This window comes from Serratia plymuthica, from assembly GCF_018336935.1.
Lineage (GTDB): Bacteria > Pseudomonadota > Gammaproteobacteria > Enterobacterales > Enterobacteriaceae > Serratia > Serratia plymuthica_B.
The window spans coordinates 26,045-48,935 of the sequence record NZ_CP068771.1; the positions used below are offsets into that span (position 1 = coordinate 26,045).

Genomic DNA, 22,891 nt, shown 5'->3' on the forward strand with positions numbered 1-22,891 from the left:
CACGCTGAAGTACCCGATACACTCGTGCATCGGGCATGTAGAAAGGTTACTGTGTTTGAAACTCCCAGGCATCAATCTCACCGAAAGTGATCTTTTTGCGATGGTCTACCGCTTCCGAAGGTACTAAGTATAATTTGTCTTCCATTTGGAAAAAATAATAACGATTTCCAATGATGATTTTTTCTTCAGGATCTGGATATTTTTCCTTAAATATTTCATTGTCATCGTAGAAACATTTTGCAGGATAAGAGACTCGATCGATAATGAGGTCAGTGGAAGTCATGGGGGCGTTGATAGTGTGCAAATCGCGAGCTTCATAGGGGGTTATGAACAAGTAGTCGGACATCAACTCTACTCGTTGAACAAACTCATGTTCACTATCGTTATTTTTTTTAAGAATATCAACTAACCCGGAATAGAGAGCGTTTTTTTCAAAGAGTGAATTACCGGTCTTTGAGAATTTTACATATTGGTAAATCAGTTCATTGATAACTCTAAACTGCGGAATGGTGACAGTGGTCTCGCTGGCTGTCACTTCGGCACCGTTATAGTTGAGCCGATGGTGAAGCATTTTATTTCTAATCTGAGAACACATTTTGTACAGCGTATGAAGGAACAAATCATCAATTGAATCTTTATCAATATTGGATTCGAGAATGAGGATTTTTTTGTTGAAGCTTTCGTTGACACAGTCAAAACGAAGATCAACATAGCTATCCAGATAATCAAAGAAAATAGGAAATAAGACAAATTTTGTGTAATTATTTTGCAAACTGCTATTCCATGAGAAAAAACCTATGCAGTTTAATGGGTATTTTGTAGTTGAGCTACCATTCGTCTTGCTGTATAAAAATCTATTGTTTGCCATATTGTTCATAAAGCAGTTACCGATAATAGCCTGAACAATGTCAAAATGTTTTTGCATCATACTGTGACTCCATGTCTGTAAAACATAAAAAAACCTTAGATAAGAGGGGAATACTTAAATTTGCGCCAATGATCCTAACATTGTGGTGTTGAGACAAAAGCAATGATTGGTCACTGATGTCCGCCATTTTACCAAGAGTGTGATAGGGGTATCGTCTTGTTAACGGGTATACAGAACGCAGAACAGCAAAAAATCCTGCTTAAGTATCCTTAAGCGGACTCTTCTTAAATACGGCTCCTTTGACTGGGATCGCCTTTGCCATTAATTGGCTGATAATTAAGCTAAATCGCAAATCCCTTTCTGTCAAGCCCCCCAAACTGACCACTTATGCTGTACATGCAATCTATCTTGAGCATACAAATCTTTTGTTAGTCAGAGTTTAAGTACACCCGTTTTAGTTCCACGGCGCTGGTCAAGGAATACCTGCGCAGCGAGCTGGTAGGCTTTGAGCATGAAGTCTTTGCGGTGCTGTTTCTGGATACGCGCCACCGGCTGATCAAGTACCGGGAGATGTTCCACGGCACCATCGACAGTGCATCGGTGTATCCGCGTGAAGTGGTCAAGGAAGCCCTGGGGCTAGTTGAGGTGCGTATGCAGGATCAGGTCATTGTGGCCGGAGCAGGCTCCGTGTCGTTTTCGGAGCAGTGGCTGATTTGACGTACCATCTACACAAAAAAGCTATCAGTCCTTATCCACCCAACGCGCCTCGCCTTTTCCAATACGGCGGATGGTGACACTCGTTCCGTTCTGTAGAGATTCAACTTCAAGCAGGCTCGGTAGTTCCGCCTGAAGCCTCTGTCTGATTGTTGTGAGCTGTGAAAAATCTGGCGTCGCGATCGACACTTGTCCATCTTGCGGATCAACTTCAATACGCAGAGGCACTGTTGAGTCTGTTGCCCATTGCATGGTCCACTCCTGCGACGCCCACCTGCCATCTACGCTTGACACAACGTCGTGCCGAAACTGCTGCCAGATTGCATGAGTCTCAAGCGTGGGCCATCCAGGAACATGGTCGAAGCCTGCTACTTCTTCCGATCGTAACCAGGTTTTCATTTCCGCGCGATTTGTGAAGCAGGGCGCGAGCTGCTCCACGGCTGTCTTGGCGGCCACCCGCGAGGGCAGTCCGGCCCGAACAAGCATGGCCATGGCGTTGGACGGTAGTCCAGCTTCCAGGCAGGCGGCAGCAGCTCCTTCGACGGGTAGTTCTGATTCGTCTCCATTGATGCGCCGATTCATCCGGATGGCTTCAATCGCCCAAACCAGGCGATAGACAAATGCGTCGTCCACGAAGCGCATTCCCTCTTGGCCGATGGCCGCTACGTCTTGCCCTCGCACCCAAGCTCCCAGCAAGTCTCTCCAGTTCGCCGGCAGTGGGTCATCTGGAACGAAGGGACGGATCGCAAGAAGCCGCTCTCCCATTCCAATGAGAGCAGCGATCAGGGCATCTGCGTCACTGGCGAGGGCGGCTGCATCGCCACGGTCAAGAAGCACAGTCAGCTCGACAGCCAACGCGTCGATGGCAAGGCCCGATTCTAGGCCCACTCCCATCGCGAACTGACCTTTGCGTTGCTCGACCGTTGTTTTGTTCCAAATGAGCTGTGCTCTACTGAGGAGAATCCACACTTGCTTCTGCTTTTCGACGCCGTCAAGGTGAGCGATTTGCCTTGCCCAAAGTGAACCCGCAAGGGCTTCATCGAGCAGCCTTGGTAGATCCGCACTTTGCGCGTCAAGCGCTTCGACGAGCCCAAGGACGGTTGTATCCAACCGCTCGATGAGGCTCTCCATTGAGTCTGACTCCATCTCACCATCTACAGCGTCCGGGAACCAAGCATCTTGCGTGCTAGACAGGTAGTCCATGGCATCCCCACGCGCAAAAACACCCGACGTCGAGAGGCGACGTATGACCTCGTTTACCACGACAATGATGCCGCTTGAAAGTGACCGAGTCTTGGCCGACGTGACCAACTCTCTCCATCGCTGGTGGCGCCAATTTTCTGGCTGATGCATTACGTGGATCACGAGTCCTTCGAGATCCACGAATGCGCGCCCGGCGCGGCCCGCAACGTTGGCAAACTCCTCACCCGTGATCAGAGTGCCCGCCCTGTACAGATTTGGGATCAGGAGTACCGCTGCATTGAGGTTCAGTCCCTGCGCCAAGGTGGGTGATGCCACGGTAACGCGTAGAACGCCTGCGGCAAGTAGTGTCTCCACTTCCCGCAGGAAGGGGCCGGGAAGACGACCATGATGAATCGCAACGCCGATGGCCAGACAGCGTACTGCAGGATGTTCGGCGCCTAGCCACTCCCTACCTACGGACATGGCACGTTCAACCTCTTGGGCGTTGGCAAGCAGAGATGGCAGAAAGCCTCGTCGCTGCAGGTCCAGGGCAGTCTCGGCAAATCCTTCAACATGATCTCGTTGGGTGCAAAATACGAGAGCTCTCTTTCCTTGCTCAGAGAACTTCCATGCCGCTGCGAGAGTTAGCTCCTTGTTGTCCTTTGGAAACGCCTTTCGACGAGGGCGAATGGGTGGGACCTCTGGCACAAAGTGTCGAATGAAAGGGCCATCTGGCTCAAGGTCGAAGCTCAGCCGCGCAGAATTTCCGAGCCAAGACAGAGTGCCAAAGCGCTGACGCGTAGGGCGCCAACTGGACTGGATCGGATCGCCAGGCGCATCACTGCGAATCCACGCAGTCAGATCGTTGAGCTGATCGCCTGCCGGTAGAATTGCCGAAAGACAAACGATCCGTCGGTCGCCATGGTCAGTGCGCCGCAGCAACCGTTGCACCAGATTCTCATAGCGGATCTCGCGTTCACTTGGGCCAATCAGATGTCCTTCGTCTAGGACGATCAAGCCGACATCATTGATGATGTCGGGGTCGTTCCGCAAAGCAAAATCCAACTTTTCTGGGGTGGCTATGACGATGTTCTGTTCCCGCAGCGCATCCTCGTCATTTCCTGCTACACCGCTGCTTCCATACAGCGACGAGACAGAAAATCCAAGAGGTGTGAATGTCTTGCGGAAGGAGCGCTCGGTCTGAGCGGACAGAGCCCTGAGTGGTGTGACTATCAAAACGCGTTTACCACACGCCAGGGCCATCAACACAGCGATCTCTGCAATCCGTGTCTTGCCCGCGCTCGTGGGGAGCGCGACCACTAGGTCGTCGGAGACATCGACGGCTCGCTGTGCCGCCAGAAGTTGAGAAGGCCACAATTCGACCTCAGATGACCTCCTGCAGTACAACTCAGAGACAAAAAGCTTCCGAAGTTGTGCGTAGTCTTGCGAGCCAAGTGGCCCTTCGGAGGGCAGAACCTTGTGCAGACTGCTTGCCCAAAGATCATCTATCAGGTTCACGGTGATTCGAAGAATCCACCAGAGTGATACCGCGCTGGCCGCTCCGGTCAACGAAATCGCCCGTCTCAGCAGGTTGCGAGCTTCTACAACGAGGGACTCTTGGCCGGTTTGCAGGGCAAACTCAAAGAACACCAATGCTCTGAACATTGTCGACGTCGCTACACGCGAAACGATATCGTCGGGGTCAAGCGCTCCCTCGGCCGCAGCTCTGGCGATTCCCTCATCTCGGTTCGCTGGGCTGCTAAGCCAATCCCTCGCACGTTGAACCAGGCCTTGAAGATCACGCACGATTAGGAGCGCGAGCGCATCCTCGGCAGGCGAACGATTCTGATCGGCCTGTAATTGCGACAGAAGCGAAAATGCCAGCGCAGAGTAGTTGGCCAAGTGATAGGAAGCAGCCCCCATTGTTCGATAGAACCCTCGAGATGCGTCGGCCTGTGACCCGTTCTGAACCAATGCCTCAAAAGCCCCACCTGCCTGTACGAAGCCTTTTCGCCAAGTCACTGCATCGCCTCCAAGCTCGCGTAGCGCCAAGGAAACACGTAGTACTGAGAAGCCATAGTCCGCAAGATCGGAGTCGAGCCCTTCGCTGAAGGCTGGAGCGTCTGGTGGCAAGTTTCCTTCATGGCGAATAAGAGCCCTTGCTTGACCCCGGGCCTGCAGGCGACCTCGATATCCGTCTTGTGTGATGTCGAGCAGGAATGCAGTCAATTCTTCAATCGTTTCCAAGTGCCAGAGCCCTCTCGTAGCAGGCCAGAATGAAGGCCTGATGGTCTTCTATGCGCAAATTTGCAGAAAGATGGGGACGAACCAGATCCGCCGCTGCGAGATCGTCGTACAGTGCCTGAGGCGTGGCGTTGCCCGACAAGGTGAACAGCATGTGACTGGTTCGCCCTTGGGGCGCAGCTCGACTGGCGACTTCATTACGAATCCGTCTACCTATCTGCCGTCGTTCGCCTTCACCCTCCATGAGTCGATCCGCGACGAAGAGAAGGGATGTTGCCGTAGGTCTGCCATCGTCTCTGGACAGTGCTTTTCGCGCCTCAGAGATGGTGGCGTTGGCAAGGTTTGCACGACTCTTAGACTCGCCTTTTAAGTAGTGCAAATTTTGTTGGTCATCGAGCTTTAGACCGACGAAATCGTCGCCGCGCAGCGCCATCTCTCGACCATCCTTGTATCGCAGGCGACGGATCGGAACCTCGAATTCAAGATGTTCTTCGACCAACTCGGCCGCGAGGATCTCGCCAAGCTCTCCCGAACGTGCTCGGGTGGAGCGCGGCATGCGCTCAGCCAAAATTGCAGCCGCGCCTGGATATCCCAACTCACGGACGTCTTCAGCTATTTCGTCCAAATTGTCGTAGTGAGCTCGGATCCGAGTAGTTAGGGTAGCTTCGATAGCAGCCCTTCCTCCATCGCGTTCGGACAAGCGCCATAGCTGCTTGTTGTCTTGCTCTTGGATAGTTATGTCGCACCAACGTGGATATAGCATTCAAAAGCTCCGTATTCTTATGCCAGGTCTTTCTGAGAGAGGTGGATTAAACCCTCAGTGCGACGGCCGCAAGCTGCAATTTTCTTCCAACCCAAAAGTTGCCTCACGTCATCACTTTAAGTTCTTCGACGTTACCCCGGCTTCAGCCTCGCGGAGAATACTAATGATCTGTTGGTTGGAAAAACGCTTCTTCATGGGGATGCCCTCATGTGGCTTATGAAGACATTACTAACATCGGGGTGTACTAATCAACGGGGAGCAGGTCAACACCCATAAAATATTTTTCAGAATCTTGGGTGTTGACAGTAGTAAATTGATTGGATTTCAGTTAGAAAATATTATAGATAAATTAACGGAGTGACGGGATGAGTAACGCGCATGAGGCCAGCGCGTCGGCCACTGGCTATCTGTATCAGTGTCGCTACGCATTGCTAAAAGGACTGGAAGCTACTCTGGATTCACCAGAGTTCAGGATTTCAATTGAAAAGTTTGATGATATAGCTTTTGAGGCAAACGGCTTACCGATTCATCTTATCCAGACCAAACATCATAAAGCCAAAACTGGAAAGCTGACTGACAGCAGCGCTGACCTTTGGAAAACGCTACTCATCTGGATAAAAAGTGTAGCCACCGATAGTGGCGGTTTCTCAAGAACTCGTCACTTCCTAATAACAACTGGTTTGGCACCTTCGAATTCGGCATCTTTTCTATTACGAACAGAAAGTCGTAACGAGGCTCAAGCCGATTTTTTGTTACTCACGACTGCAAACAGTTCAAATAACCGCGCGCTACAAGAAGCTTTCAACGCCTATAAGCTCTTACCGGAGGAGGCTCGATTTGCTCTGTTAAGATCAATATATGTACTTGATAGATCTCCTTCGATTACTGATGTTAAAGAAGATATTTACCGGCAGTTGCACCGTGCTGTAGGAAGACAGCATATCGAAATTTTCACCGAGCGTTTAGAAGGCTGGTGGTTCGACCAAGTGATACGTATGCTCAGCGGCAATGAGGTGGGCAGCATCCCAGTGCTGGCTATTGAATCCCGCATTGATGAACTGCGAGAGGAGTTTCGACGTTCCTCATTACCTGTAGATTTTCGGTCATTTTCTCCTCCTCAAGAAGTGATCGCTCAGCTAGATAGTCGACCCTTTGTCAATCAATTGCGTAAGATAAATCTCGGTTCGGCCCGTATTGAGTATGCCATCCGTGATTATTACCGAGCTTCAGAGCAACGCTCAAAATGGGTAAGAGAAGAATTATTGCTTAATGATGAGCTTAAAACGTTCGAGCAAGACCTGATAGAGGCTTGGCAACCACGATTCGCCGCACAGAAAGACGATTTATTACCTGATAGTGATGAGTCCGATCGTATACGTTCTGGAAAGGACCTGTTCACATGGGCAGAACAGCAGGCATGTTTTCCTCTCCGCAGCCTACGAGAGCGGTTTCTTACCCACGGAAGCTACCATATTTTGGCTAACCGATACGCAGTGGGGTGGCACCCTGACTTCATGCAGAATAATAGTGATGAACAGAAAGGAGAGGATTGATGATGGAGCCTTGGTCTTCCCGTCCCATCGAGGAGAGCTACCTCTTCAACCCAGCTTTCTGCGTATTGCTTATAGCCAATACATCGTCAGAATTCAATAAAAAGACCGGTTGCTCTTTACCCTTTGCACTAGCCTTTATAATCCTTCCGATAATTCTTCATCAGAAAACACGCAAGGCTCTGCCTGCTACAACCGTAACGTCACTAATGGCATGGTGCCAGGACAACCGAGATACGATGATTAATTTCCCCGACAGAGTCAGGCGGCTAAACGGTATTACCCGTGAGAGCATATTATTTGGCACAAGGCAAAGCGCTCTTTGCTTGGATGAAAATGGTGACTTAAAGAAAGGAGCTAAACTGCTCTCACCTTCAGAAAAACGAACGCCGCTGTTTACTCAGGAAGCCGGAGAATGCATTGAGCGTGCGGCATTTCTGGGGCGTTGGCTCGCAGCAGCTGGTACAACAGCGACTATTTATGCTGCATGGGGGATAGCGCCATGAGTCTTCAGATAGCCAGCCTTGTGATTTACAACCACGGGGGAGAACGTCGTGAAATCACCCTTCATCCCGGTCAACTGAACATCTTGACCGGCGCATCCAAAACGGGTAAATCAGCAATAATTGATATTATTGATTACGTTACCGGGCGAAGCGAATGTTACGTAGCCGATGGCGTTATCCGCAAATGTACACAATGGTATGGGATCCTTTTTCAACTGAATGATAGCCAAATCTTTATCGCGCGACGCAATCCAGATGCCGGTACACAGTCTCACGGCGACATCTATATTGCCCGCGGGAGCTCCCTGTCGATTCCCGATGGCGCAACTCTCCACAAAAACACTACAGTCAACGCTGTGGAGAAATTTCTGGGAACGGCAATCGGCATTAATGAAAACGAACACCGTCCCCCGAGTCCTACGCGACCCTCTCTGGAGGCAAATTTCCGCCACTCGCTTCTTTTTTGTTTCCAGGATCAGAACGATATTGATAACAAACAGCGTCTGTTTCATCGCCAAGATGATGGTTTTATAGCGCAGGCTATCCGGGACACCTTTCCTTATTTTCTTGGCGCAATGGATGAAGAGCGGCTCTTACAGCAAGCCCAATTGGACGATGCGCGAAAACTACTGCGTCAGCTTGAAAGGTTGGTACGGGAAGCTGAATCGCTGGATGACGCCACATTTCCGCGTGCAAAAGCTCTTCTTGAAGAAGCTAAAATGGCAGGGCTTACCGACGATCGAACCGTAGTTGTAAACTATGAGGCCTGCATGACTCTGCTCCAAAGCTTGAGCGAGCGAGGAGTATTTTCAGATGCAGTTGTAGTAAGTGATCATGATGACATATTGATGCGACTGCGCTCAGAACGTCAAGGGATGCGTACTGAGCTTGAGAGACTGAATAGCGAGATTCGTGAAACGCGGGCGTTTACCTCAGAATCAACCGGCTATGAGCGAGAGGCGCGGGAGCAGCGTGCAAGACTCAGCGTAGTGAATTTGATAAAGTCCTCAGAGGTATCGCAGCTTTGTCCTCTTTGCGAAAGTCACCTCGAAAACGTTCCTCCTTCTGTTGCTCAACTCAACCATTCACTCAGTGAATTGAGCCGACAACTTGAGGCGGTAGAAGCAGAAAATCCAAGGCTCCAGAAGCGCTTAGCAGCCCTCCAAATACAGGAAAATACTCTCCTCAATAATCTTCGAGAGAATCAGAAAAAAATCAGTGATTGCATCCAACAAGCTGAATATCTGCGAGTACAGCAGGAAAACTTTATGCTGCAGGCGCGGACTCTGGGGAAAATCGCACAGTATCTTGAAACTGTCAGCGATGCAGAGCAGTATTCGGGTCTTCGCACCCGGTTAGAAAATCAGCAATTGACTGTAAGTTTCCTTGAAAAAAAATTGGATCCGACTGCTGTACGAGAGAAACTTGCGGCCTTCCTCAATATAATCGGCCGTTATATGACTGAATATTCGGAACTTCTCGATCTAGAACATCAGGGAAGCAACCTGCGTCTAGATATTCGCAAACTCACCGTTGTGGCAGATACCTTGGACGGACCGGTACCACTTTTCCGTATGGGCAGCGGGGAAAATTGGGTCGGCTACCATATTTTGGCTCATCTGGCCCTTCATCGCTGGTTCCGTCAAAAAAAACGCCCCGTGCCAGGATTTCTAATTCTCGACCAGCCATCGCAGGCGCATTATCCACCTGAAAAAGATAATGATGGGTCTATTGACGCTCTGAAGAATGAAGATCAGAACGCTGTAAATCGGCTGTTCAGCCTAATCAACCACGCTGCTAAAACGCTCGCCCCTGATTTACAGATAATAGTTATGGACCATGCAGACCTTAAAGATGACTGGTTTCAGGCTGCAGTCTCTGATCGCTGGCGTAATGGCGTAAAACTTATTCCAACAAGCTGGATAACACCCCAGAAATAATGGCAAGACGCAAATTTGAGCCTACAGCGCACTTATTTCTGAGCGTAAGAACACTGTGCTATGTTGGCGGGGATAGCTACTATCCGGTGACTGAAGTAATGAAGGTTTAACTGGAACAACGACGTCTAGGCAGGCGAAAGATTTGTAAGTAGGTCTGGAGAAGATAAGGTTTGGCTCTGCATGAGAATGTGAACGCTGGAACATAAATCCAATTGAGGCATTAACTATAACTTGCTGCAGTGCTGTGCCAAAGCAATAAATTTAGTAAAAATATGATGGCTAGATTTGATAGGTTGATTTATAGGGGTTGTTATGTGTTTTGCAAATTTAAAGATACTCAACTTTCGTGATTTTGAGACAGTTAATATCCCTCTGACGGGCAACATAGTCTTGTTGGGCGAGAACCTCGTCGGTAAGAGTAATCTTCCATTAGCGATTCGCCTGTTCAACCTTATGATAGATAGATATTAATGGTGTGATTTATAAGGGAATGTACAATCATGAAAATGTGCCAAATACTAACAGGAGTTTTATGATGATTGATAGATTAGAACTTACAAAAAACATTCAATTCTATAACTTAGTAATACCAGAAGACAATCGAAACAGAACAATAACAGACGTTGAAATAACTAATATTTTGGATGCTGCAGATGACAATATTGAACCTGGTAGTGATTACCTATTAGAGGAATTTAGAATTGAAAAAAGATTAATTGAAAATGATATCCCGTATAAATATTCATTGCGAATCTTCCCAACACTCAAGCCAGTGTATTTTATTGGGGAGATCGAGGGCGGAGAGAACTACCAAGATAAAATTTATGCTTTTATATTAATTCTTGAGTTTGATAATAGTGTGGCAATAATAAAGAAAAGCTGTGCAAATATTTCAGATGATATTGAAAGAAGTTTTAATTTAGTATCGAGTAATTTATTGGCTAGCACCTTTAATGATTCTGATGTTTTATTCCAAAAAATATCCACAAGAACAATAACTAATTCAGATAAGGCAATCAGAAATAGATCTGCAGAATCAGCAGATCTTAAAGGTTCTTACTCTACTCATGCTGCTGGCAGGTCAATACCTTACTACTTAAAACTTAGGCAAGGTGCAATAATTAAGACAATCTCTGGTTCAGGACGATTGGTAGAGGCGTCACAGAGAGTTAATTTCGATGAAATTGCGACATGGTCTTATAATCAACTTTGTCTGATAAGGCAAGGTGGAGGGGTTAAGGACTTCCTCAATTCTTTTGCAAAACAAAAAGATTTAAGTGAGGTTTTAAGCTCTACTGTGCCAAGTGCCTTATTAATAGAAAGTACTTCATTATATGAAAAGTTACAATCGGAAGGCGCCATACTAAAATACAAATTGCCTGATGGATCCGATTGCATTCTAAATGAAATACAAGTAAATCGGTTGCTTCATAAACTTGAAAAAGTTTATGAAATAAAACCTGACTTGACTATTCAAGTGCCGCTTGGTAAGGCTAAGGTACGAAAAAACAACAAAACACTAACGATTGACTCTACTGTTCTAAAAAAAATAAAAGTTTCGTACAACTCTAAAGATATAACTTTGCAAAGTTTTATCTTTAAAAATGGTTTCTACAGCATTACGTTTACTGACCCATGCTATATGTATTTTATGGGTAATTGTTTCGAAGACTCTTCAGGCATATCGGAAATCAATAGCATATTAGAAATGCTTGTCCCTAAAGCTAATATAAAAAACGTTTTAAGTGAGAAAGGTTTGCTTTTAAAAGGAATGGATAAGTTCTCTAATGATTCCATGTTTGATGTGGTGGAAAACATTCATAGTGGGGATGATTACATTTTTTGCGATGACTTAGGGAATGAATGGGCAGACCATATCACATTTAATAAAGCGGATTCATGCATTTGTTTCATTCATTCAAAGCATGGTGACAAAAGCACATCAGCAAGTAAACTTCATGACGTTGTTGGTCAGGGTATAAAAAATCTTGGATATATGTATTTTAACACTGCTGATTTTACTGTTAAATTAAAAACAAAATTTAATAAAAACTATACTGGAGTTTACAATAAAAAGTCAGTGTCAACCAAGATAAAAAAGGTAAGAAAAGGTGACACTAAAAACATTAAAAAATACCTTGACGACCTTTTTAAGGATGTTAAATTGCATAGAAAATGCATTCTTAGCTGTTCATTTTTATCCAAAAAAGAGATAGAACGCGAGTTCATTAATTTGCGAAGAAAAAAACCGGTTAAGCCTCATGTGATTCAACTGCTATGGATCTTGTCTTCTTTTTCTCATGCTGTAAAAGAGGCTAATGCTGTTCCAATTATTTATTGCGATAACTAGAAAACATTTTGAGAGGGGTAGAAAACCTCTCAAAACAATACCGATGAATATTCCTAATTTATACTATCGATTGGAGGTTTGGAATTTGTTTGAAAGGTGCATCAAACTCTATGTATCCAATCTCAATAGATTAAATTTCAAGCTCTATACAGCATGCTTTATTTAGAAGGAGACAATTGATACTACTCTTTTGATCAGGTATCAATCGCAGAGCTATGAGAATAAATAATAAAAAACTCATAAGCTGAATTGATGAGCTTTAAGTTACGCGCCAACAGGAAGGCAACTGATCCTATAGGATAATCCCTTGAAAAGTCAGCACTTGAATATGTGGGATTTTATCATGACCTTAAATAAGGCTGAGGCCAGAAATACGCGGGCTCCCGGCATCAGAGCGCCTAGCTGCCAGGCAATCCCCGAGCAAACCGCAGTTGGCTTCGCTGCATAAGTGGTTGATAGAGAAAAGCGCGACACTGTCGTAGAAATCCCGGTTGGGGGTGGCGTTCGCTTATGCGTTCAATCAGTGGGGTGCTCTGTGTTATTACTGCGATGACGGGCCGGTGGAACCTGATAATGATGATGCGGAGCGGGCGCTGAGAGAGGTCTGTCTGGGGAAAAGAATTATATATTCTTCGGTAGTGACAATGGCGGTGAGCGCGGCGCACTGCTTTATGGGCTGATAGGCACGTGCAAACTCAATGTATTGACCCTGAGGCTTATCTGCACCATATCCTGGCGTACTGCCGAAGGCGTCTACAAATAAAGTGGCCGAATTGCTGCCATGGAACGTGGTTCTCACCGATAAATAACCGTCAATACGGCGTTCACTTAACGCTTATCGATATAGTCATTCCATTTTTCTTCAAGAGATATACCCTTGTGGCGTAGCTTTATGCCTAGTGTGTACTCTCTAACGTCCGCTTTCGTTAAAGATGAGTGTCAGACTTGAGTGTGTTCTACCTCAGAACACTGCTACATCAGGTCTGAAGTTATACAGTGAAATTCATTTTCTAAATCACAACCTTCAACCCATTTCACCGCTGCGAACCAAGGGGCGCTACGCCCGGCTATGTAGGTCATATCTTTTCCTTCCGTGTGCTTTTCGTTCCCGTATCAGCTTCCGGCTAATCGTTTCCCAACACAACCCGTCCCGCAAGGGTAAATAGCACGCATTCTGCGCCCTTGCGGGCCGGAACGATGTCGGGAAAGCGAACCGTCAGGCGATTCGAAGACGAAAATCACACCACTGACGGAGAAAAAATCATGACTATTTCCCTGCATACCCAGGCTAGCGCCCCTAACACCGCAGCAGCGACCAGCGTATCCCCGCTGGACCCGTCAGGCTCCTCAAAAACGAAATTTTCCAAAACCAAAACTGATATTTATCAGACCGTCACTGACAGCATCATTGCGGCACTGGAAACTGGTGTTAAACCCTGGGCGTGTCCGTGGCAGCGTACCCCTGGTATGTCGGGTTTACCGTCCAATTACGCAACTGGTATGGGTTACAGTGGAATGAATATCATGTTGTTGTGGTGCAGTGCGTCAGAACAGGGATTCAATGATTCGCGTTGGATGACCTACAAACAGGCAAAAACGGAAGGCGGGCAGGTACGTAAGGGAGAACACGGCACAACAGCTATTTTCTATACCATGTTGGAAAGGGAAAATAACGAAGGAGAAACTGACTATATCCCGATGCTGAAAACTTTTACCGTGTTTAATGTTGGGCAAATTGACGGTTTGCCTCTGAGTGACAAAGCAGTTTGCCCGGCAGAGACCTTTGAGTCGTTACCGCGTGCGGAAGCGCTTTTCCGTAACAGTGGTGCAACCATCATTGAGAAGGGACAAAACGCCTTTTTCGCACCGTCAACCGATGAAATCCATTTACCGGAACGTCGTCTTTTTAGCGATGCTGCCAATTTCTACGCTACTGGCCTGCATGAGCTGGTTCACTGGAGCGGGGCCAAAAGTCGGCTGAACCGAGAAATGAGAGGGAAGTTTGGCAGTGAGGATTATGCTTTTGAGGAGTTGATCGCCGAACTGGGAAGCGCGTTCCTGATGGCGGACCTGGGGATTGTCGGAGAGGTTCAGCATGAAAGTTATATTGCTTCCTGGCTGAAAGCACTGAAGAACGACAAACGCTATATTTTCAAGGCCGCCAGCGCGGCATCGAAAGCGCATCGTTATTTAATTGATAAAATCTGAGCAGGAAGTGGCCGCAAAGGAATGCGGCTTTGTGTGCAGGGATAGGCTTGACCAGTAACGCTGTAGAGACATGAGTGAGGCGGAGCGCAGCCAGGCGAGCACCGAACAGTCATGTCACTACAGTGGAATAAAGCAAGCCACACGGATAGGACTGAACGGGCAGCTATTCTCTGTTATCAGTAACTGCCTGGAGCGTCTGCAGCCGCTGCTCCAGGCAATCTAGTCTTTCTTCGAGGCCATGACTTTGCTGCTCAATATCTTCCAGCGTTTCTGACAGAAGATCACGTAGCAGCACAAAATTTGCGTGCAGGGCATATACAAAATCGTTGCCGCGTTCCAATAATGCTTCGCGCGGTATGTCCCGCAATGCGGAATGCGTCATCCATGTGACCAGCGCTTTTGCGCTCATTTCGGTTAGTACGTCCGAAAGTCGGTCAGTTTCTCTGTTCATTCTGGACTCCTGTCTATTCTGATGATGGGGGAGTATTTCGGTAGGGCATTACTTCTGGTCGTTGCACTGCTGGTGGGCTGGTTGGGGCAGTTGGTGAAACAGAACAACTATATGAAGTTGCCTAAATCCAGCCGTTGCAACTCGTCGAGCGTGTAGATGCGGAAGACATTTCGGTGGCGGGTTTCCAGCGGGATGTGCTGGTGGTTAACGATGACGTGCCGGATGCTGTCAAACAACCGTTCAAGACCGCGCTTTTTCTGCGGATCCGGCACGATATAGAAAACGTAAATCCAGTCTTTACGGGTCCGGGCCAGTAAATGGCTGGCGATGATCGACTGATAACGGGCTTTAGTTTTTAGGCGGCGCTCGGTCTCTATGGCGATCACGGTGCCGCCGGGAAAGGTGATCAGCCCATCCGGCCGGTGACTGACCTGGTAACGACTGAGGAAGGTTGTGCGATCGCCGTTGATCCACCCGGATGCGCCTTTTTGCTCAAGGGTGATCCGGGCGACCTGATTATCGAGGTGATGCTCCAGCGTCCAGCCGGTAACTTTTGACGGCTCAAACCGCGCCGGGAAAAGTGCATCGTCGGGTGTTAACACAACGGCTATCCCGTCACTGGTAATGCCCCACAATGAAATTTTCATCGTGCGTGATACCAGGACGTGCTTTTGTATTAACCCCATGCCCTCGACTTTTGAAAGCAGGGAATACAGCGATTTATGATCCCTGAAGCCGAAGAGAAGCATCAGTGTTTTAAAGTCACTGTACGTCTCTTCTTTCAGGAAATTCAGCAGTTTTTGTATTTTTTCGCGGTGTCGCGTCTGGCGTTCGCGGTATGCGGTGATCAGCATCATTCCCCCCTTTAAAAATCCAGCAATGACGGGTTATCCTCTTTATCGGCAATCGGTGTTGTTGTATCTTTTTCGTCCGTATCAAAAAAAAGATCAGGCCGAGTTTTGGTGATATCCGGCGTTGATGACGGTCGGGGGGAGGTTTCCTCCTCGTTAAAATCCAGGGTGATGTTTACCGTTGCGGCGCTGGCGGCAATCGCGGGCGACACTGCACTGATCTCCAGTTCGCGTTTTTTCACCCTGATGGGCGAAATCAGCGAAGCAGCCGGGAGTGCTTTTGTCGTAAAGATGAAGCTGACAAAATCGGGTAGGTTCAAGATCATATTGCTGTCGGTAAAGAAACGCTCGGCCTGCCTGATGGTGCGTTCATCGTCGATAGTCTCTGTCAGCACGGCATCGGTTTTCGCTTTGCGGACCTCATCATCGACTAATATGGTGCCTGACATCCTGGCTACCCATTCCGCGGTGTCCGGGTCCATGACACGGTAAACCAGTTTGAATTTGGCGTTCTCAACCACCGCACCGACAACGGCGTCACCTTTCAAATCTGCCGGACAATCTTTTAAATCGGCAATCGACTGATGGTCCATAATAATATGCACGCCTTTATCGCGTGCCGCGCCTAAACCTTCCAGCGCGGGCCTGGATAAATGGTATTTCAGTTCCGAAAGATAAATAGCAATGGGGCGGGGCACGTCTTTCACTCGCTCACGCCTTTCTGCCAGCTGGTACAGGCGAACCAGCAGCATGCGCTGCGCGGTAATGATTTTGCTGTTGCGCATTGAACCAATCACATAACAGCAACCACCTTCCTCAAATATCGTATTAAGCGAAAATCCGGTGGGGACATTAATGGCATTGAGTAAGGCCAGCTCTTCAATTTTCCCGAAAAAGGCTTTTATCTTATCTGCAATGCCCTGAACGTAGTCTCCGTTATACACATCCCGAATGGTTGAGGCAGTATTACGGGTGACAAACTGCGCGGCTATCCGGGCCGCTTTCCGGTCATCAATGCGATAAAAGTCCGACTCCTGACCTTTCTCTGCCAGACTGAAACCAGCAACAAAAAGCTCTTCCAGTTCATCGGCGGTGATCTCTTCAATCAGGTTTAACTGGTATGCCTGTTTCCTCAGGTCAATTAAGGCAAAGGGCTTCCCTGCATCTTCACAGGCTTTTCGGTAAAGGTGTGGTGCCCATTCATCATCCTTGGGGTCCATAACAAATACGCCTTCACCGGCCAGAATACTTTGGTAAAGTAATATCCCGGTGGCAACGCCTTTACCGGCGCCGGTGGTGCCGATGATATCCGCGTGTTGTTTTTGCCAGTCTTTTAACGGCAGGTACATCGGCTGAATATCGCGGTCCATGCCAATAAATAACCCTTTGTTCAGGTCGATATAATCCAGCGGGTCATAATGCAATGTTTCCGGCAGCAGGGATTTCACAGTACGGACATCGGTGCGTAATTCCCGTTCAAGCGTGGTTTTCCTGACGAGGCGTTTCTTTATTTTATCTAATTCAGGGGTTAATACCCTGCGCAGCAGAATATGGAAAATAAAACCTGTTACGGTAAAGGTAATCAGCACCGGCCATGCCAGAACGGGAATGCTGGCGATAACACGGCCCCGATAAAGCCACTGGAAAATCCAGATAAGTACCGGCCCCATCGTACCGCAAAGAAAACAGACTATGGAGAAAGCAATAATCAGCTTTTGCCACAACGGGGCTTTTTGCCGTTCATCGCTTTTCATCGACGCGAAAAACGGCATCGTCAGCCCCGATAACAGCGCTAGCATCAGCTGATGCTGTTGCATAAAAGCAATGAAGCTCAGCGCGCCATTCACTATCGGCGACAGTGAAACGGCCAGCTTATTCAAAATCACGATGCCTCCTTCGTCAGCAGTTCGCCCCATGACATCGCCCCATCAGTTCGCCCCACGGTGTTGGGCGAAAAGGCGGGGCGAGCGTATGGGGTAAAGAAGGTGGCCGCGTTGCGGCCATGTGCAGGGAAGCATGCTTTCCTGCACGAAACGGCGTGCACCAGTACATGCGGGCTGGACGCCCTTATGGCCTGTCACATGGGGGTAATGTCGCGGCTGGACGCCGTGCCAAAACCCCCAACGTCAACGGCGGCACACCGTCGCCCGCTACGCGCGACCACCCCCTTTAAGACGGTCGCTTTCGCCTTTTTCTTCCCTTAGCTCGTTCCTCGCCGCGGGAATAAAAGGGAAGCTGACCTTTAAAGAGGGTGGTCGCGCCACGCTACCGGCTTTTGGCCGGAGACTTAGCCGCGACGGTGTGCGGGGCTATGCCCCCCAAATAAACCGCTGTCGTGGGCGACAGCTTTTCGCTCGCTGGGGCGGCGAAATTTATTCGGCTCCCCCCGGCCGACAAAATCCGCGTGGGCGCGGCTGTTTGCCGGTGAGGCGCGGTGCCTGAACTATTTTCGCTCCTTAACCCGCGAAAATAATTCTGTCCGCTGCCTCATTTTTACGGCCCGCATTTCTTCACGCCTTAATCCGCGAAAAATGTGGGGCCGTAAAAACCTGAAAACCACCACGCCTTAAGCCGGACTCGGCTAAAATATTCCGGTGCCATAGGGGATCCGCGAATAAAATCAAAGCAGGGGGTTAATAGTGGCTCTCACGGATTTCCCTGATGATGTCGGAATAACACTGACGACTTTCTTTAATGCTGGTTTCATCCAGCGTAAACCCTCGCCGGTTGGCTTCCTCTGTCAGCGTTATTCTGTCGGTGGCATTCAGCGTTTGCATCAACTGCAATAACCGGCAGACAACCCGGTAGTGATAAATTTCATAATAAAGGCCGCATCCGTGCATCGCCTCATTTTCAATGTGCTCAATAACACAGGCTGCGCGCATGGAATCCCCACGCTGACGTGTCCAGGGATGCTGAATAAAACCCGGGTTGGTCATAAAGATAACCTCCGCTAATTAACTACGCACGCGGCCAAATTTACTGATTATCTGGCTGATAATTGCCGGGTCTGCCGAATCGCACTCAAGTAAAAATGATTTTCTGGCATCGGCAGTGTGGTCCGGCAGAAAACCGTGCTTGTTCTTTTCCACGATATTAAAGAATGAACGTTCGGCCGAATGGCATTCATTGCCGCCGCCGTTACCGGTGGCTTTACCGTACATGCATAACACCACTTTACAGGCGTCAGCGGCCATGACGGAGGTGGAACATGACGCCATAGCGCTGAGTAATAATACGGAGGGTATTACTTTTTTCATTTCGGTCATCTTCATATTTAAACGAGGGTTGCGTAATTCGATAATTTATTTATTGAAGACCTTTACTGAATACACCTCTCATGTCATTGAGATGAACGGGTTTAAAATAAACATCACTCATCCGGCGTATGTCACCGTGAATATCAATGCTGACTATCACATCAACGCTCTTAAGCACCTTGCGTAACAGCACGTCGAAAGGCATGTTCCGGCAGTCGGGGTTTTCATAGCAGCGGTCAATTAACCCTTCAATACATTCTTCCGGGCTGCCCGCATGCAGGGAGGTCATCAATCCCTCATGCCCGGAACCGACGATTTTCAGCGCATCCCAGGCTTCTTGTCCGCGAATTTCAGCCAGTAATATCCGGTCAGGGTTCATACGATAATTGGCGCGTATCAGCCTGCCGGGCGTGACAATAGCATTATCCCCGGCATCCGCCGGATAAAAGAGATGGACATAATTGGTGTGGTGATAGAACCGGATTTCGGGATTATCCTCGATGGTGGTCAGCCTGAGGTGCCGGGGAATAGAGTGCAGCAGCGTTTTCATATAGGTGGTTTTACCGGAGCCTGTTTCACCCACAATAAAAATCGTTTTACCGTATTCCACCGCTTTTTCCATAAAGCGGGGCATATCCTCACTCTGATAATAGCGGGTCAGTTCAACATCTTTGCCTTCCGTTCGCTCCTGACCGCTTACCCGGTTATAAAATCCCGCATCAATCCATGACTGATGTGTTTTCTGCCCGAATGAGGGTTTGCGCAGCGTAATAGACACGGTATTACGCTCACATGCGGGGGGAATAATGGCCTGAATGCGCTCGCCTGATTCAAGCGTGGCGGAAAGGATCGGCGAGGTGTCGTCGATATTATCGTCCTGCCACGACGCCAGCGCTCTGGCAAAGGCGTAACACTGACGCAGCGTAATCGGGGAATCATGTTTTCGCCATTTTCCCCGGATTTTGGTATGCAGTTCACCCGGCCGGTTAACGGCAATTTCCGTCAGGCCGTCCTGCGCAATAAAATCACCAAACAGCTGGTTTTTCATAAAATCCAGCGACAGGTTTTCAGCGTTCATACCACCTCTTTTTCAGTCGCAACTGCCAGACGGATGAGAAATCAATATCGGTGCCGGTCATGATGCCGATGACATCACCCTGATTCAGGTACAGGGTGGGCGGGATATTGATGCTGTTGTCCAGCGTCGTTTTCGCCATTTCCGCCGTGGCGGCGCGGGTGTTTTCGGTGTAGTCGGTATTGCGGTCTTTCCCCGGGGCAGCATCCGACGCCGCCGCTGCCACGTCCTGCACGGTACTGAGCATCAGGGCATTGCCGAAGCGCTCCCAGAAGTGGTTGTCGATCCAGCCGGCGATCCCCGCCTCGCCGAGCGGGCCGCTGGCCTGCGTATCAGTTAGCGGGATTTGCAGGCTGCCGGGCTCAGGCGTACGCAGCTCCGTCCACAGTACAAACATCCGGCTGCGTCCGTGTTGCAGCGCCCCGGTGCGGTAGATGCCACGGGCGATCGTTCCCGCCGGGATCAGCGTCACATGGTTGCTGGCGCTGTAAACATCTTCACTGATCAGGCAGGAAATATGCCCCCCGACATCGGACACGAAGCGCCACATCATCGAACACGGGATATAGCGGTCCACCGGGATATAGAGATCAGGATCGAGGCCCAGCCGTTTGACGCCGGTGACACGGGCGACGCCTGGATTGTCGTTGTTACCCGTTTCCGGCGCGGCAGTCTCCGGGCAGCGCAGGTTGCCATCCTTTCCCCTGGACAGTACTGACGGACAGGATGTGTATGTCGTGGATGATGACGGACCGTTGGACGTTTTTGCGTTGCTACGCGTTTCACCCGGGGACGTGCGTGCATTATCGCCCGGCATTGTTCGGGCGTTGTTCAGCCCGTCAGCCAGTGCGGCTGCCTTGTTCAGGGCGGGTGGGGCCGGTGGCAGGGTGGGTGCGGGAGTGACGGCCTGGCGGGCAGGGTCTGTTCTGTCCTGTGTGTGCGGCCCGAACAGGCCAAACGGGTTACTGTCCATCCCCAGATTTTGACGCTCATTCAGCGTCTTCCCGGCGGAGGTTTGCGGCGCGGTGTCGGCTTCTTTCTCATTACCCCCTTTCAATGCACTGAAAATCCGATCGCCGCCGGATGCCAGGGCGATCACCAGCGCCAGACTCAGCAGGCTGACGATCAGCGTGCGGCGACCGGATGCCTTACGGAAACGGGTCACTTCAGGCTGGCCGGGCGGCGTTTTCTGCTCCGGCTCCTGATACGCCATTGCCGCACGGGCGCGTTCGCGGGCCTCCGCTTCCCGCTCTGCGGTGGTTTTTTCCGGTTCATCCGGGACAGCTTTATCGGTCATTTCGCCTCCAGCGTAACGGACGGTGAAACAGTGTCGCTACGGGTTATCGGGATGCGCCCGAATCCGTCGTTTTCGATCCCCACCACCGAGGTGCCGTAACGCAACACCAGTTGTGGCGCTGCCGGCACCACCATCACGATGTAATTACCCAGCTTAACTGTCCGGGGCGTGAGCGCCTGCTCCCGTCCGTTAACCACCCGGAAAACGGAAGGCAGGGTTCTGATGGGGGAAAAACCGATATAAGCAAAACGACCATCATCCCAGGCAAAATCCGGTGCGATGGTGGCCGAACCGGCGGCGACCCGTTTGGTGTAGCGCCAGTTGCGCGGCGTGCTGGCCTGTCCGAATGCTGCCGCTATTTGCTGCTTCTCCTGTCTTTCACGCTGCTGCGTCTGACGTGCGGCGCTGGCGGCGGCGGATTGCTGGCGAACCTCGGCCGGATAGTGGTAACGGATAACGAACGCCTGCGCGGGGGAATCGTGGTCCAGCACGTTCAGCTCCAGGCTGTAATCACGCTTTGAGGTCACCACGAAGAGGTTGGTCTTCCAGTCCTTCGCCGTGGGCAGGAACACCTGGCTGACGTTGTTGCCGCTGGCGTCCGTCACCGGCTGGGTGATGGGGTTCGGGCTGACGCCCACCCGGTTATCACTTTTCGTGACCGTCCAGCCTTTGGGAAAACCCGCTTGCACATCAATCACAGCTTCATCGTCGTCAAACAGCAGCGTGGTGACGTAGCCGGGGCGGGTATTCACCACGGTGGCGTTCTGGCTGTTATACGATACGTTCTGCATCCGGCTGTCATAGGCGCTGCCGCGCGGGGTGGCGGCGCTCCATGTCGCGCATGACGCCAGTAAGCCCGTCAGGAGCAGGATGTTTTTCAGCATCATTCGCTCCTCAGTTCTTTATCGCGCTGGTAGCTGGTGACGATAAAGCCCAGCGGGTTCACTTCACGCTGGCTGTCCGTCAGTTGCTGATGCGGGACATAGCGGTAAGTGAGGCGGATATTCCAGAAGTCCGTTTTCACTGAATTATCAGAAATACGGCGGAGGGTGCGCTTAATACGCAGTGTTGCCAGGTTATCCGGCCCGGTGGCAGGCGCATGCACATTGGAAATAATGTCGATATAGACGACATATTCGGCTTTATTAAAAATAACGTCCGGGGCCTGGTCGCCGTTAAACCCGTCCAGATAATCCCGGTTCACGCTGTCGCTGTTAAATAACTGTACGTCGTCGTAATCACGCTGGAGGGAGAAATAATTATATCCCTCACGGAGCCTGACATAGTGTGCCGCCAGTGAATGGACCAGCGCTTTTTCAGACGCAATATCCCGCTCTTTAAGGCGGGTCATATACTCATAACGACCGGTCTGTTTGTCCACCGACCACAATTCAATGTCAGTGGTTTTCAGCGGCAGCAGAATAAGAATGGCTGTAATTGCCAGTGCAGCCAGAATCAGCCCGGCAGCGGCCACCCGCCAGGCAGTTTTGCGGGAACGCTCTTCCTCTTCCAGCAGGATGGATTCAAAAGAGCGGGAGACATTGATGATGCGCTGAATATCAGACATGGTGAGCCAGCTCCTGAATGATGGCGGGGGAATTAACCGGCTGGGGATCGCCGGACACCGGCGGG

Annotated in this window: 19 protein-coding genes; 7 read left to right on the forward strand and 12 right to left on the reverse strand. The window is 49.7% G+C overall.

What is annotated here, in order from left to right:
- Window positions 1-46: 46 nt before the first annotated feature.
- Entirely contained in the window at window positions 47-928 is an 882-nt protein-coding gene (locus tag JK621_RS00115) for a hypothetical protein (RefSeq protein WP_064793685.1), read from the reverse strand.
- 408 nt (window positions 929-1,336) lie between these two features.
- Between JK621_RS00115 and JK621_RS00120 the strand changes: the two genes are divergently transcribed.
- Complete coding sequence (locus JK621_RS00120; RefSeq protein WP_081277351.1) at window positions 1,337-1,585, forward strand: JAB domain-containing protein; 249 nt, start codon at window positions 1,337-1,339, stop codon at window positions 1,583-1,585.
- A gap of 24 nt (window positions 1,586-1,609) precedes the next feature.
- Here the strand turns inward: JK621_RS00120 and JK621_RS00125 are convergent, their stop codons facing one another.
- Window positions 1,610-5,011 (reverse strand): DEAD/DEAH box helicase, encoded by a 3,402-nt coding sequence (locus tag JK621_RS00125; protein WP_064793687.1) that lies wholly within the window; start codon window positions 5,009-5,011, stop codon window positions 1,610-1,612.
- Complete coding sequence (locus tag JK621_RS00130; protein WP_212558186.1) at window positions 4,998-5,771, reverse strand: Hachiman antiphage defense system protein HamA; 774 nt, start codon at window positions 5,769-5,771, stop codon at window positions 4,998-5,000. The genes JK621_RS00125 and JK621_RS00130 overlap by 14 nt, the downstream gene beginning before the upstream one ends.
- A gap of 365 nt (window positions 5,772-6,136) precedes the next feature.
- On the opposite strand from JK621_RS00130, the gene JK621_RS00135 reads away from it, so the two are divergent.
- From JK621_RS00135 to JK621_RS00160, 6 genes are all read left to right on the forward strand, one after another.
- Window positions 6,137-7,324 carry an ABC-three component system protein gene (locus JK621_RS00135; RefSeq protein WP_064793689.1) on the forward strand — a complete coding sequence of 396 codons (1,188 nt, stop codon included), beginning with the start codon at window positions 6,137-6,139 and terminating at the stop codon, window positions 7,322-7,324.
- Window positions 7,324-7,827, forward strand: a complete 504-nt coding sequence (locus JK621_RS00140) for a three component ABC system middle component (protein ID WP_064793690.1) — start codon at window positions 7,324-7,326, stop codon at window positions 7,825-7,827. Before JK621_RS00135 ends, JK621_RS00140 begins: the two co-directional genes overlap by 1 nt.
- Window positions 7,824-9,767 (forward strand): DUF3732 domain-containing protein, encoded by a 1,944-nt coding sequence (locus JK621_RS00145; RefSeq protein WP_064793691.1) that lies wholly within the window; start codon window positions 7,824-7,826, stop codon window positions 9,765-9,767. The genes JK621_RS00140 and JK621_RS00145 overlap by 4 nt, the downstream gene beginning before the upstream one ends.
- A gap of 532 nt (window positions 9,768-10,299) precedes the next feature.
- Window positions 10,300-12,117 (forward strand): hypothetical protein, encoded by a 1,818-nt coding sequence (locus JK621_RS00150; RefSeq protein ID WP_249337125.1) that lies wholly within the window; start codon window positions 10,300-10,302, stop codon window positions 12,115-12,117.
- A gap of 491 nt (window positions 12,118-12,608) precedes the next feature.
- Window positions 12,609-12,797, forward strand: a complete 189-nt coding sequence (locus JK621_RS25545) for an IS66 family transposase (protein ID WP_391585437.1) — start codon at window positions 12,609-12,611, stop codon at window positions 12,795-12,797.
- A gap of 583 nt (window positions 12,798-13,380) precedes the next feature.
- Complete coding sequence (locus JK621_RS00160; protein ID WP_064793693.1) at window positions 13,381-14,325, forward strand: ArdC family protein; 945 nt, start codon at window positions 13,381-13,383, stop codon at window positions 14,323-14,325.
- A 163-nt stretch (window positions 14,326-14,488) separates the two neighbouring features.
- On the opposite strand, the gene JK621_RS00165 is transcribed toward JK621_RS00160, so the two are convergent.
- From JK621_RS00165 to JK621_RS00205, 9 genes are all read right to left on the reverse strand, one after another.
- Window positions 14,489-14,776, reverse strand: a complete 288-nt coding sequence (locus JK621_RS00165) for a hypothetical protein (protein WP_064793694.1) — start codon at window positions 14,774-14,776, stop codon at window positions 14,489-14,491.
- 107 nt (window positions 14,777-14,883) lie between these two features.
- The gene (mobC, locus tag JK621_RS00170; RefSeq protein ID WP_064793695.1) at window positions 14,884-15,630 is read right to left on the reverse strand and encodes a MobC family replication-relaxation protein; all 747 of its coding nucleotides are present in this window, start codon (window positions 15,628-15,630) and stop codon (window positions 14,884-14,886) included.
- Window positions 15,631-15,641: 11 nt separating this feature from the next.
- Entirely contained in the window at window positions 15,642-17,513 is a 1,872-nt protein-coding gene (locus tag JK621_RS00175) for a type IV secretory system conjugative DNA transfer family protein (RefSeq protein ID WP_212558187.1), read from the reverse strand.
- A 747-nt stretch (window positions 17,514-18,260) separates the two neighbouring features.
- Window positions 18,261-18,566, reverse strand: coding sequence for a hypothetical protein (locus JK621_RS00180; protein ID WP_102024239.1), 306 nt, complete (start codon window positions 18,564-18,566; stop codon window positions 18,261-18,263).
- An 18-nt stretch (window positions 18,567-18,584) separates the two neighbouring features.
- On the reverse strand, window positions 18,585-18,887 hold the full coding sequence (locus tag JK621_RS00185; RefSeq protein ID WP_049112402.1) for a TrbM/KikA/MpfK family conjugal transfer protein: 303 nt from the start codon (window positions 18,885-18,887) through the stop codon (window positions 18,585-18,587).
- Between the two features lie 49 nt (window positions 18,888-18,936).
- Window positions 18,937-19,965 (reverse strand): P-type DNA transfer ATPase VirB11, encoded by a 1,029-nt coding sequence (virB11, locus tag JK621_RS00190; RefSeq protein ID WP_049112378.1) that lies wholly within the window; start codon window positions 19,963-19,965, stop codon window positions 18,937-18,939.
- Window positions 19,955-21,259, reverse strand: coding sequence for a TrbI/VirB10 family protein (locus JK621_RS00195; RefSeq protein ID WP_181523134.1), 1,305 nt, complete (start codon window positions 21,257-21,259; stop codon window positions 19,955-19,957). Before JK621_RS00195 ends, virB11 begins: the two co-directional genes overlap by 11 nt.
- A complete protein-coding gene (virB9, locus tag JK621_RS00200; protein WP_049112373.1) occupies window positions 21,256-22,143 on the reverse strand; it encodes a P-type conjugative transfer protein VirB9 in 888 nt (295 codons plus the stop codon). The genes JK621_RS00195 and virB9 overlap by 4 nt, the downstream gene beginning before the upstream one ends.
- The gene (locus JK621_RS00205) at window positions 22,143-22,826 is read right to left on the reverse strand and encodes a virB8 family protein (RefSeq protein WP_049112370.1); all 684 of its coding nucleotides are present in this window, start codon (window positions 22,824-22,826) and stop codon (window positions 22,143-22,145) included. Before JK621_RS00205 ends, virB9 begins: the two co-directional genes overlap by 1 nt.
- Window positions 22,827-22,891 lie beyond the last annotated feature (65 nt).

Coding starts and splice junctions, on each gene's coding strand:
- JK621_RS00160 (WP_064793693.1), top strand. CDS start 13,381: ATGACTATTTCCCTGCATACCCAGGCTAGCGCCCCTAACACCGCAGCA.
- JK621_RS00135 (WP_064793689.1), top strand. CDS start 6,137: ATGAGTAACGCGCATGAGGCCAGCGCGTCGGCCACTGGCTATCTGTAT.
- JK621_RS00185 (WP_049112402.1), bottom strand. CDS start 18,887: ATGAAAAAAGTAATACCCTCCGTATTATTACTCAGCGCTATGGCGTCA.
- JK621_RS00180 (WP_102024239.1), bottom strand. CDS start 18,566: ATGACCAACCCGGGTTTTATTCAGCATCCCTGGACACGTCAGCGTGGG.
- virB11 (WP_049112378.1), bottom strand. CDS start 19,965: ATGAACGCTGAAAACCTGTCGCTGGATTTTATGAAAAACCAGCTGTTT.
- virB9 (WP_049112373.1), bottom strand. CDS start 22,143: ATGCTGAAAAACATCCTGCTCCTGACGGGCTTACTGGCGTCATGCGCG.
- JK621_RS00115 (WP_064793685.1), bottom strand. CDS start 928: ATGATGCAAAAACATTTTGACATTGTTCAGGCTATTATCGGTAACTGC.
- JK621_RS00140 (WP_064793690.1), top strand. CDS start 7,324: ATGATGGAGCCTTGGTCTTCCCGTCCCATCGAGGAGAGCTACCTCTTC.
- JK621_RS00195 (WP_181523134.1), bottom strand. CDS start 21,259: ATGACCGATAAAGCTGTCCCGGATGAACCGGAAAAAACCACCGCAGAG.
- JK621_RS00145 (WP_064793691.1), top strand. CDS start 7,824: ATGAGTCTTCAGATAGCCAGCCTTGTGATTTACAACCACGGGGGAGAA.
- JK621_RS00150 (WP_249337125.1), top strand. CDS start 10,300: ATGATGATTGATAGATTAGAACTTACAAAAAACATTCAATTCTATAAC.
- JK621_RS00205 (WP_049112370.1), bottom strand. CDS start 22,826: ATGTCTGATATTCAGCGCATCATCAATGTCTCCCGCTCTTTTGAATCC.
- mobC (WP_064793695.1), bottom strand. CDS start 15,630: ATGCTGATCACCGCATACCGCGAACGCCAGACGCGACACCGCGAAAAA.
- JK621_RS00130 (WP_212558186.1), bottom strand. CDS start 5,771: ATGCTATATCCACGTTGGTGCGACATAACTATCCAAGAGCAAGACAAC.
- JK621_RS00165 (WP_064793694.1), bottom strand. CDS start 14,776: ATGAACAGAGAAACTGACCGACTTTCGGACGTACTAACCGAAATGAGC.